The organism is Nocardia neocaledoniensis (assembly GCF_029868625.1).
Classification (GTDB): domain Bacteria; phylum Actinomycetota; class Actinomycetes; order Mycobacteriales; family Mycobacteriaceae; genus Nocardia; species Nocardia neocaledoniensis_A.
Genome location: NZ_JARWOJ010000272.1, coordinates 21830 through 32509, shown reverse-complemented (window position 1 = coordinate 32509; position 10680 = coordinate 21830). Strand labels below are relative to the sequence as shown.

General features: G+C 70.9%; 11 protein-coding genes and 1 pseudogene. 4 read left to right on the top strand and 8 right to left on the bottom strand.

Annotation, left to right across the window (positions count from 1 at the left end):
* Positions 1 to 425 (top strand): annotated as a pseudogene (locus tag QH270_RS20925) (type VII secretion protein EccE); the annotation flags it as partial.
* A gap of 73 nt (positions 426 to 498) precedes the next feature.
* Here the strand turns inward: QH270_RS20925 and QH270_RS20920 are convergent.
* Positions 499 to 1026 (bottom strand): hypothetical protein, encoded by a 528-nt coding sequence (locus tag QH270_RS20920; RefSeq protein WP_280345127.1) that lies wholly within the window; start codon positions 1024 to 1026, stop codon positions 499 to 501.
* Positions 1023 to 1718 (bottom strand): hypothetical protein, encoded by a 696-nt coding sequence (locus tag QH270_RS20915; RefSeq protein WP_280345125.1) that lies wholly within the window; start codon positions 1716 to 1718, stop codon positions 1023 to 1025. The genes QH270_RS20920 and QH270_RS20915 overlap by 4 nt, the downstream gene beginning before the upstream one ends.
* Before the next feature lie 159 nt (positions 1719 to 1877).
* Between QH270_RS20915 and QH270_RS20910 the strand changes: the two genes are divergently transcribed.
* Genes QH270_RS20910 through QH270_RS20900 form a run of 3 tightly spaced genes read left to right on the top strand, consistent with a single transcriptional unit; the run spans position 1878 to position 6507 of the window.
* Positions 1878 to 2192, top strand: coding sequence for a hypothetical protein (locus QH270_RS20910; protein ID WP_280345122.1), 315 nt, complete (start codon positions 1878 to 1880; stop codon positions 2190 to 2192).
* A 33-nt stretch (positions 2193 to 2225) separates the two neighbouring features.
* Positions 2226 to 2711: a YbaB/EbfC family nucleoid-associated protein gene (locus QH270_RS20905; protein ID WP_280345120.1), complete on the top strand. Its 486-nt coding sequence runs from the start codon at positions 2226 to 2228 to the stop codon at positions 2709 to 2711.
* 22 nt (positions 2712 to 2733) lie between these two features.
* On the top strand, positions 2734 to 6507 hold the full coding sequence (locus QH270_RS20900) for a hypothetical protein (protein ID WP_280345118.1): 3774 nt from the start codon (positions 2734 to 2736) through the stop codon (positions 6505 to 6507).
* Here the strand turns inward: QH270_RS20900 and QH270_RS20895 are convergent.
* The 6 genes from QH270_RS20895 to QH270_RS20870 form a co-directional block, all read right to left on the bottom strand.
* The gene (locus QH270_RS20895) at positions 6476 to 7672 is read right to left on the bottom strand and encodes a hypothetical protein (RefSeq protein WP_280345116.1); all 1197 of its coding nucleotides are present in this window, start codon (positions 7670 to 7672) and stop codon (positions 6476 to 6478) included. The genes QH270_RS20900 and QH270_RS20895 overlap by 32 nt on opposite strands.
* 235 nt (positions 7673 to 7907) lie before the next feature.
* Positions 7908 to 8201 carry a WXG100 family type VII secretion target gene (locus QH270_RS20890; RefSeq protein ID WP_022567327.1) on the bottom strand — a complete coding sequence of 98 codons (294 nt, stop codon included), beginning with the start codon at positions 8199 to 8201 and terminating at the stop codon, positions 7908 to 7910.
* Positions 8202 to 8233: 32 nt separating this feature from the next.
* Positions 8234 to 8563, bottom strand: a complete 330-nt coding sequence (locus QH270_RS20885; protein ID WP_110037155.1) for a WXG100 family type VII secretion target — start codon at positions 8561 to 8563, stop codon at positions 8234 to 8236.
* Between the two features lie 41 nt (positions 8564 to 8604).
* Positions 8605 to 9396, bottom strand: coding sequence for an ESX secretion-associated protein EspG (locus QH270_RS20880; protein ID WP_280345114.1), 792 nt, complete (start codon positions 9394 to 9396; stop codon positions 8605 to 8607).
* The gene (locus tag QH270_RS20875) at positions 9393 to 10376 is read right to left on the bottom strand and encodes a PPE domain-containing protein (RefSeq protein WP_280345112.1); all 984 of its coding nucleotides are present in this window, start codon (positions 10374 to 10376) and stop codon (positions 9393 to 9395) included. Before QH270_RS20875 ends, QH270_RS20880 begins: the two co-directional genes overlap by 4 nt.
* Positions 10373 to 10678 (bottom strand): PE family protein, encoded by a 306-nt coding sequence (locus QH270_RS20870; protein ID WP_280345110.1) that lies wholly within the window; start codon positions 10676 to 10678, stop codon positions 10373 to 10375. The genes QH270_RS20875 and QH270_RS20870 overlap by 4 nt, the downstream gene beginning before the upstream one ends.
* Positions 10679 to 10680: the final 2 nt, after the last annotated feature.

Here is a 10680-nt window from a genome sequence, read left to right as displayed (position 1 = left end):
GGGGGCGGCGCGCGCCCGCGCGGGGCGCGCACGCCGTCGTCCACACCACCCCACCCCAGGCCGGGCAGTCCTTGGGCCCAAATCTGGCCACCCCACCGCTGCTCTCGACCCCGCCGCGCGCCGGGGGCGCGACCCCGCAGGCCCCACCCGGCCCGCCCCCGGTGCCCGCGGCGCCCTATCCCACCACCACGGTCCTGGTGTTCGACGGCATCGCCCCGACCACCCATCTCGGCGGCGCGACCATCGTCGAAGTCCGAACCGCCGAACGCGATCCGGAAGCCGTGCCGCCGGACGTGACCCTGATCCAGGACCCCTACGCGCCGAACCGGATCACGGTGCGCACCAGCACCGGCAGCGCCACGGTGTCGATGGTGACGACCCCCGACGAGATGCACTACATCGGCGAGTCACTGGCGGCCCGCTGACTTTCCGGCGAATCCGGGTCGGCCGCAGACGCCCCGGCTCGCCGCGGCGAATCGGCAGCGGTGGCGCCGCGACTCACCGCAGGGCGAGTTGCGCCCGGTAGTGCGCGCGCACGGCTTCGAGCCGGTCGCGATCGAAACTGCCCGGTTCGACGGCGAAGAGCGCTCGGCTCTCTGCGGAGACGAAGGCCGACGCCGGGACCGATCGCGCGGAGTCCGGGATGAACTTCAGTACCTCCTCCACGGCGGCCAGCGCCGTCGCCAAGGCGTGCCGCGCGGCGGCTCCGCCGGGCGCGGTCTGGTCGGCACAGATGCGTGAATAGCGCAGCCACTCACCGGGATCGAGCAGCTGCGAGGCCGCCTCGCCACCGAAGCGCACCGCGCCCGCGGGCGGCGGGAGGATCTGCTCCGGCAGCCGGAACACGTATTCGCGCCGCGCGCCGCACGACTCGCACTGTCCCGCATATCTGCTCGCAGGCCCGTCCGCGGTGATGACCGAGCTGACGAACTCGCACCGCCGCGCACCGCACGTCGCGCACGGGTGCAGCCGCAGGAACAGGCGGGCCTCGGCATTGGTCCTGGCCAGCGGCAACGGCGCCGTCATGACCGGCCCTCTTCCGTCGATCCGTCGGACAGCTGTGGATACATTGCCCGTTCCGCCGGCCGCAAGCGCGCGATCTGCAGCTGACCCGCACCGCGACAGATCGGGCAGACCCGCTGCTCGCGGCATTCCGGGCACGGTCGCCGCAGGCCCGCGTCGTCGAGCACCCAGCCGTTTCCCCCGCACGCCGGGCACCAGCCGAGTCCGTCGCATTCGTAGCAGAGCACGTGCCCCGGCTCGACGGTCTCGGCGGTGCGGGCCGGGTCGGGCTGCCGCGCTCCCGATGTCCGCAGCGCGAGCGTCGGGGTGAGACCCGCGTAGACGACGTCACCGGTCTCCGGCCACACCCGCACCTCGATCAGGAATCCGTCTCGACTGCCCGTCACCACGACGCGCGACGCGACGGTGCCCGCACGCCGATCCTCGGCGATGTCGAAACCACCGGCCGCGAGAACCTCGGAACCGCGGCGCACGGCCGCCGCGGCGGAGTCGCCCACGGCGAGGGCGGTCTGGACGCGCACGCTGTACCGGTAGCGCAGCGGCTCGGTCCATTCGGCGACCTCGGGAAGGTCGGGCAGCGCGGAGTCGGGAACCACCGTGTCCGGTGTGACGTGTGCGGCGATCACCCGCACCTGCTCGAGCAGACGCACACCGAGCCCACGCAGTTCCTGTTCGGCTCCGGGAACCTCACCCATTCATCCTCCGACCACGCACCATAGCACCGCCGACAGCCGTCTCGCCCCGAGCATGCCATGCCACCGCGGCGACCCGGCCGTTACCGACCGTTTCCGTTGGCATGGTTCGGAATTCATGTAATGATCGAAACTTGTTCACACAGACGAGCGAGGTGCGACATGGCTGATCCGGTGGAGGTCTACATCAGCAACTTGCGCGGCACGGGTGGCGACCTCGACGGCCTCGCGACCCGGATCGACGGAATCCTCAGCCGGGTGGCCGCGGCCTCGCAGGCGCACTGGGGGCGCTGGGGGGCCGACGAATTCGGCACGAGCTTCGCCGAGGGCGAGCAGGGCTACAGCGCCTCGGACAAGAACCTCCAAGCGGTCGTGGCATCGAAAGTCTCCCTGTTGCAGTCCTATTCGAGTGCGCTGGTGGACGCCGCCAACCGATTCCAGACCGCCGAACAAGCCAACAAAGACGGGCTCAGCTGACCTGTCGGCGCCGGACGGGCAAGCAGGAGGAACATGGCGAACGACGCGGCGTACGGCCGGCTCGAAGATCTGGCCGACACCGTGCGCGAGGGCATGGAGACCATCGCGCGCGCCCAGCTGGCACAGTCGCGCCTGACCGCGACCGCGACCGCGGCGGCGGGCCGGGTCGTCGTCACGGTCAACGCGGAGAATGTCGTGATCGAGGTTCGCTTCGCCGAGAACATCGGCGAGCTGGGCTACGAGGAGATCGCCCGCGCCGTCACCACGGCGACCCAGGACGCCGCGGTCGCCATGCGCCGCAAGACCAGGGACCTCCTGGACACCCTGCGCGCCGACACCGCGCGCATCCCCCGCCTTTCGGAGTATCTGCCCGGGATACCCGATGTCCAGGACATGATTCCCGAACCTCCGCGTGCTCCGGTCGCACCGCCCAGCGCGCGCCAGGGCCTGTTCACGCCTTCCGACGGCACGGTGCGGTTCACCGACGATCCGTCGACGACGAACGAGTCGGCCTGGTGATCGCGGTCGGCGGAGGTGGCGGGTGTCGGGTCTAGCCTCGGTCTTCGATCTCGTCCCCGGCTGGATCCTGCAGGCACTCAATTTCGGCACCGCGTACCCGAAGGGCGACGAAGACGATCTGTTCGCCCTCGGAGACGCGTGGAAGCAGGCCGCCGAGGAACTGCGCCTGCTCGAGCCGGACCTGCGCGCCGCCACCGACGCCACCGCGAAGTTCTACAGCGGGGACGGCGCGGTCGAGGTCAAGAAGGAGTTCGACAAGCTGTTCTCCGGCCCGAACTCCGTGGACGAGCTGGCCAAGGCGCTGGAGGAACTGGGCACCTACACCCGCAACGGCGGAACCCAGCTGGAGTACACCAAGATCATGGAGGGCAGCTTCGCCCTCATCACCGCCTATGCCGTCTACGCGTTGATCGCCGCCTGGCCGTGGGGGTCGGCCGGGGTGCCGCTGGCGCTGGCCGCGGGCCGCACCGCCGTCGGAGCGGCCGCCACCCGCGGCCTCCAGCAGCTGGCCCTGGAGGCGGGCCGTGTCGGCCTGCGCAATCTGCTCAAGCCGTATCTGAAGCAGATCACCATCGCCGGCCTGAAGGCGGGCGGCATGGGGATGGGCCTCGACGGTGGTATCCAGGCGTATCAGCTCGGGATGGGGCACCGCGACTCGTTCGACATCGGTCAGAACCTGCGCACCGGATTCGAATGGGGCGCGGGCGGTGTCGTCGGCGCGCCCGTCGGCATGGGGATGCACAAGCTGCTCGGCCGCACCGGCATGAGCCCCGCCATGCGCGGGGTACTCAGCGGCGTGACCGGCGGCGCCGCCGGCGGGCTCGGCATGTACGGCGGCGGACTGGCGTGGCAGGTCGGGGACCAGCTCGCGCACGGCTATTTCGACGCGAACAAGATCGACACCACCTTCGACCCGAAGCTGGTCGTCGTCGGCGCGGCGCTGGGCGGTGCGCACGGCGTGCGGTCCGCCGCGGGCCTCGGGCACGCGCCGACCATGGAGGCGCCCAGGATGTCACCGGCCGGAGCGTCGGCGGCGAAGGCGCCGATCGTCACCGAGGCTTCCGTGCGCGAGGGCAAGCAGCTCTACCACGATCTGGCCAAGCAAACCCATCCCGACCGCTTCGAACCCGGGGCCGAGCAGAACCGGGCCCACGACGTCTTCCAGCGCGCGAACGACGTCAAGATCGACTCGAAGGGCCGCTACAGCGACCAGCACGTCGCCCGGCTCGAACAGCTGCGGACGGAATGGAACAACTCCGGCGCCGCGCCACGGGACGGTGCCACGGCGCGCCCGACCGAGGCGGCGATGCGGGCCGAGACCCAGGGCCGGGCCGACTCGGGCGCCCGGGCCGAGGGCTCGACCACGCGGGCGCCCGAATCCGTTGTGCGCGCGTCTGATTCGGGCGCACGCACGGCTGTGAGCGAACGCGCTGGTACGGCGGCGCCGGAAGCGCGAACCGGCGAACGTCCGGCCGCCGGGGAAGCAGCCGGAAAGAGCAAGACCAGGGCCGGGCTCGCCGAACAGAACAGTGCCACCTCGAATCTCACGGCGACGTCGAAGGACCGGGTGGCCGAGCCGGCGGGCGAGCAGCGCCGCGCCGAGCCTCGTACCGAACAGGCCGGCGCCACCGCTGAGGCGCCGGGCGCGAGCGAGCCCGGTAGGCCGAAGGAACCGGCGGTAGCGGAACGACCCAGGGCCGAAACCGAGCTCGTCCGGAGCGAGCCGACGACCCGGCCCGCGCCGCCGGTCGTCGAGCCGGGCACGCGGGCGGGCGTCACGCTGGAGCCGCACGGTGGGACCGCCGCGAGTGTCGGGGAGTTCCACGGCGAGGCGCGCCCGCCGAACCAGCCGGATCTGACCACGCGCGAAGTCGTCCATGCGGTGGAGGACAGCCTCGCGCTCATCACCCCGGCGGACATGGCGTGGAATCGCGACACCAAGCGCTTCCTCCTGCCCGATGGTCGCGACATCAGCGTCACGGCCGAACCGACGACCGGTGGCGCCGTCGCCGAGTTCCGCGGCCGCCCCGACGGCACCGGCTACGACGTACACGTCTCACCGCGCGCACGGGACCAGGATGTCGTCCGTGGTGTCGCGCACGAGATCGCCGAGATCCGGCTCGCGCAGGAACCCGAGATCATCATCGATCCCGTGCGGGAGAGCCCCGATCGGCTGACCGATCACCTCGGCGGCAGATTCGCGGAAGTCCGTGTGCTGCTCAACAAGATCGACGCGGCCACCATCGATCCCGCGCGAGCCGACCAGCTCCCCGGACTGCGCCGTGATCTGGCCGATCTCGCCGGACACCTCGACCTGCACCCCGGCAGCACCGCCGAGCAGCTCCTCGGCGGGCACGATCCGGCACTCGCGCAGCGCTACTCGCTCGAGCGCTCGGGCCTGACCGAGCACCGTCCGATCTTCAGCGAATCGCTCACCGCGGCCGAATACGATCGCGGCAGCGCCGCGCACCTGGCGACACTGAACGAGCTGGCCGCGGGCGAGCACGTGCGCGACCTGGTCGCCAACGAACGGCACGGCCTCGACGCCCGCATGCGCGAGGAGCTCGCCCGGCGCATCTTCGACCCGATCTTCGAGAACCCGAATTTCCGCGAGGCCCGCAGGCACGTGCCGACCGCGCACCTGATGGCAGCCATGGATCCACTCAACGTCGCCATCAACGATCCGAATCCGGCCGCGGCGCAGCGCGGGCGCGACCTGCACGAAGCCATCGACCGGTTCCACACCGCGATGCCGGAGCCCTTCCGGACGGCCATCGGCCCGGACGCGTTCCAGCGCATGCACGACGCCGCGCAGACCCTGGCGGCCTCGCCGAACCGGTTCGCGGCCGTCCTCGAGCACGGCACCGGGCGGCTCGAAACCGACGGCGTCGCCGGCTCGATGAGCGATCTCCTGCACAGCGTCGACCGGGCGAACCGCACCGCCGCCGCGAACGGGATCAATATCGAGTACACCGTGATGATCCACGAACCGGTGCACGGCCTCTCGGCCGTGGAGATCATTCCCCGGCCCCGGCCGCTGCATCGGCTTCCGCTGGAACAGTATGTCTTCGGCGCGAACAACGAGCGGGTGGAGCTCGCTCACCGGCCACCGACCGGCGTGCCGAACGGGCACACCGTCGATGTGGGTGTCGGTCGCAGCGCGTTCGGTGTCGAGATGACGCCCCCCGCCGATCGCACCGGGGGCGGGCTGGTCGTGAAGACCGAACTCGCCGAATCCTTCGCGATTCCGAGCCAGCGCAGACGCAGCCTGGGCATTCTCGATCCCGGTCCGCTGACCGAACCCGGGACCGTCCTGGTCTTCGGCGACATGCTCGGCGGCGGACACGTGCTGGGCGACGGGACAGCCGGCGGTGTCGGCCGGATCTTCGTCAACAATGTCAGCGCAAAGCTGCCGCCCGAGGCCTACCTCTCCATCGCGGCGAATCTGGAGCACACCCTCGCCCCCGGCGGCCGCATCGAACTGCAGTGGGACATGAAATCCGAGGCCGCCGACCCGAGCAAGGGCACCCCCGGCGACCGTGGCCACATCGACGGCGACCAGCTGTGGACAGCCCTGCTGGAGCACTACGACAACCGACCGCCGTTCCGCATCGAGGAGTACACGGAGTTCCCTGGCGCGGGCAACAACGATTACGACTACACCATCGATGCGGGCGCGAGCAATGTCCTGAACAAGGACAAGATGGATTCCTTCTCCGCACCGCGACCGGACCATCGAATGGTCATCGTCTACGACCCGACGCTCAGGGGACTGCTCGCTCCGCCGCGGCGGTGACGCCGGCCAGAGTCAGCTGGTACATCGCCGAGTCGATGTCGAATGTGCCGTCGTCACCGAATATCTCGACGATCGCGGCGCGGGTCGCGATGCCGTGCTCGGCGGCATCGACCAGCGCGCGAGCGGCCGCTCGCCGCCGCGCGCTCGCCTCGGCGCCCGGGACGCCCGCGCCCACCCGGGCGGTCGTGTGGGCCGGCCAGATGCCCGGCACGGCTTCGGCGAGATGATCGGCGGCGGGTGACTCGCCGCGGTACCACGCACCGTCCTCCCACCAGTAGCAGAACGACAGCAGGCCGCTCCCCGCCCTGGTGTTCAGTACTGGATCGGCCACCCACTCGGGCGCACCGGCATACAGCGCGGGCAGTTCGGCACCCTCGTTGTAGGCGGCGTCGAGGGCCATCGCGTTCCACACTCCGCCGGAGAGCACCGCACGGCCACCCGGCACCTCGTACAGTGTCGAACCGCTGGCGGAACCGCCCTCGAACCAGCAGAGCGCGGGCAGCATCCGCGGCCCCTTGGCCGACCCGGCGGCGACGAACGCGGCCGCGATCACCGCCCAGCGCGCCCGCATCACCGGATACGGCGGAAAATCGAACTCCGACAACGTGGCCCGCACCCCCGCGGCGGCCTCGGTGCGCGCCAGCCGTGCCGCGGCGCCGGGCCCGCGCAGCTGCCTGCCGCCGTGGTGCAGATACGCGGCCAGCCACACCGGCAGCCGCCGACGCGGATGGACCGCGAGGTCGGCCAGGTAAACGCGCGGCTCGAAGAGCTGGTCCACCGGGAACGGCTCATCGCCGTAGTCGTGATCCACCTCGAGTTCGCCGGTGCTGCTCATCGTCACCACCAGCCGCCACCACGGTCCGTCACCGTAGTCCGCCGACAGTCTGCGGTGCTCGCGCACCGCGTCGACGATGTCCTTGTCCGGCTGCGCACGGACCGTCGCACCGTGCGCGTCCTCGAACAGCAGGTGCACCACTTCCACCTCGACGGTCAGCGCGAACACCGCGGTCAGATTCCGCCAGCCGGGTGGGCCGAGTGCCGCTGTCTGTCTGGCGATCCGGTACGCCAGTTCGGTGAGCACCTGCGCCGGATCGGCCGGTACGGCGGTTTCCGGAGCCCGCGGGCCGAGGGCGAACGGCAGGTCCGGGATCGCTTCCTCGCCCACGCACTCACTCCTCGATGCACTCCACGCACGGCATTTCACAGCAGCCCCACGCCTGTCGAGATCTGCTGACCTCTGCGAAATATACCCGGCCCCAACAGATCACACTCGAGTGATCGGCCTGCCTGGTGACCGTGGTCGGCTGATGAAAACGGGGCGAGGCCGGATGCCGAAGGCACGGGTCTCGCCCCGTTTTCGTTGGGCCACAAGGCCCGCGCTCGAGTGCGCCGACGATGACTCAGAAGTCGGCGAAACCGTCGCCGACCTTGCCGTCGGCCTCGAGCGCGCGGTTGAGCGCGGACTCGACCTGAGCGGCGAGCTTGTCGAGCTTGTCGAGGGTGTCGGTCAGCTCGGTGGTGACGTTCTTGTGCGCGGTGTCGAAGTTCGAGATCGCGTTGTCACCCTGCAGGTTGTTGCGGAAATCCGAAGCGGCGCCCTCGAGTTCGTCGATTTCGCCCTTCATCTTCCCGCCGTAGGTCTGCAGGTCGCTGAACAGCTCGTTCATCGCCGCGGGATCGTAAAGAATGGTCATGAGCTCAGTTCCTGTTCGTGTCTGATGCGCGGTCAGAGGTTGGTGTAGCCGCCGCCACCGCCGGTGGAGCCACCGCCGGACAGGCCCTGGCCGTCCATGTTCACCAGGGTCGACTTACCGGTGTTCACGGCTTCGGTGAGGCGGTCGAACTTCTTGTTCAGAGCGTCGGCCTCGTCGTGCCAGGCCTGGGCGACCTTCACGAACTCGTCCGAGGCGTCACCCTTCCAGCCGCGGAGCACGGCCTGGGCCGCGTCGTCGATCTGGCCGACCGAGGTACGCAGGTTGTTGATGGTGCCTTCGAGCTTGGAGACGACGCCGTCTACGCCGCCGGCTTCTACACCTACTGGTCCCTGAGGGGGCATATGCCGAACCTTTCTTACTTGATGGTTGAAACGGAGGATGGCTACTCGGGCCGCCACCCCCCACCGGGAAGCCCCTCGAGGAGCGCACCGACTGCCTGGGTCAGGCGGTGGTCGGTGCCCGGCGTGATGGTCGACCACACCTGCCCGTCGGGCGCCGTCATCGGCGCTACGACGATCCGGCCGCGCGCGGTGTCGTACACCGCGACCGCGCCAGGGGCTCGGGTGGTCAGCCCGTCGTGGTGGACTTGGGCGACGATCTCGGTGTAGCCACGGCAGCTGCCGAAGGCCGCCCCGAGCACGGTCGCCTGGTGCGCGTCGATACCGAGCGCGTACATCGCGTCCACGTATTGGGAAGTCGTCTCGGCGGCGTCGAGGCGCGCCGCCAGGTCGTCGGCCGCGACACTCACCGCGGCCACCTCGGCCGGCGCGCAGGTCGGCAGCGCGGCGAGCAGCAGGCGGGCGAGTTCACGGTCGGAGCCGTCGATGGAGTCGGTGGTGATCTCGAAGTTCGCGCCGGTGCGCACGGCGCTGGCATGGCCGGAGCCGCGGCGGGCCAGGCAGATCCGCCGCCGGTCCTCGTCGCCGTAGCTGCGGGCGACGAGTTCGGCATCGGGTTGGGCCAGCGTGTAGAGGGCACCGGCGAGTTCGGGCTCGACATCGCCGTAGGCGTCGAAGACGCCGAGCGAGGTGAGCTCGGCGACGGCGGCGTCCCTGGCGGCGCGCCAGGCGTCGAAGGTGTCCTGCTGCGGGCCGACGGCCAGGACCAGCGGCAGCGTCTGCACACCGAGCCGGTCGGCGACGGCCAGCAGCGAATCGTTGGTGAGGGTCGTCATGGGCGGCCCTCCGCGGTCGCGGTGCCGCCGCCGGTCTGCGGCGCGGCGCGCTCGGCGACACCGAGCACGGCGGGCGCGGCTTGGATCTCGCCCTCGGCGACCAGCTGGTCGGACTCCTCGTAGGCGATGCCCGCGCGGGGGAAGCGGGCGGCGGAGTCCTGCGCACCGGGGGCCATGGCCCCGGGGACGAGCGGCGCCGCCTGTCCGGCCGGGGTGGCCACGGGTGCCGGCTGTGCGGTGGTGGTGCCGACCGCCGTCGCGGACTGGACGAAAACTGGTGCGCGGTAAGCGGTTTGCACCGGCGCGGGCATCGACGGGAGCGCGCCGAGTCCGATCGCGCCGATACCCGGTATCGCCGCGGCGCCCGGGGTCGGCGTGGCGGTGCCCTGCCCCGATTGCTCGCCTGCCAGCGCGGCCTCGGGCGCGATCGAGGGTGGCGGCGCGTGCAGCCACGGCGTCGCCAATGGTTCGGTGGCGGCCTCGTAGCTGCGCATCACCCGGGAGGCGACGGCCTTGGCCACGTCGGCTTCGGCGTCGGTCTGCGCCGCGATCGCCTTGATCGGGGCGCCGAGGGCGGTGCCGACCTGTTCCAGCGCCTGCTGCATCGCGGTGATGGCCGCGATGTCGGCGGTATTCGGCATGGCCAGCGCGGCCACCTCGTAGGCCATGACCTGTGCCTGCAGCCTCGCGGCGTTGGCGGTCGCGGCGGCCGCGGTCTCGATCAGCCATTCCCGCAGCGTCGAGATGCGTTCCCACACTTGCTCGCTGCTCCCGGACTTCCAGGAACCACGCAAGGTCTGCAGCACCTGCTCGTAGTCGAGCACGGCCGCGCCGAAGGCCGCGGCGAGCCGCGTCCAGGCGGCGGCCGCGTCGGCCATCGGCATCGGGCCGGCACCGGTGGTGAGGTCGGTCGCGAGCTTGTCGGGCTCGCGGGCCTCCCACACCACTCCGGTGAAGCCGGGCTGCGGTGGTTCGATCATCGTCCGTTGAAGCCGGTGGTGTTGTCGGTTTCCATCTGGTCGAACTCGCTGACCTGCGCGCGCAGCGTGGCGGCGAGCTTGCTCATCTCGTGCGCGCCCGCCTCGGCACCGGTCAGGTAGTCGTCGGCGACGCCGTTGGCCGTGGTCGCGGCGCGGGCCGAGACCTCGTCGGTGCCGGCCGGCGCCACGTGCAGAGCCGGGGCGACCGCGGTCAGTTCGGTGGTGAGCCGGTCGGCGATGCCGTCCAGCGCCGCCGCGGCTTTGCTCGCCGCGGTCGAATCGAATTCGAAGGTGTTACTCATCT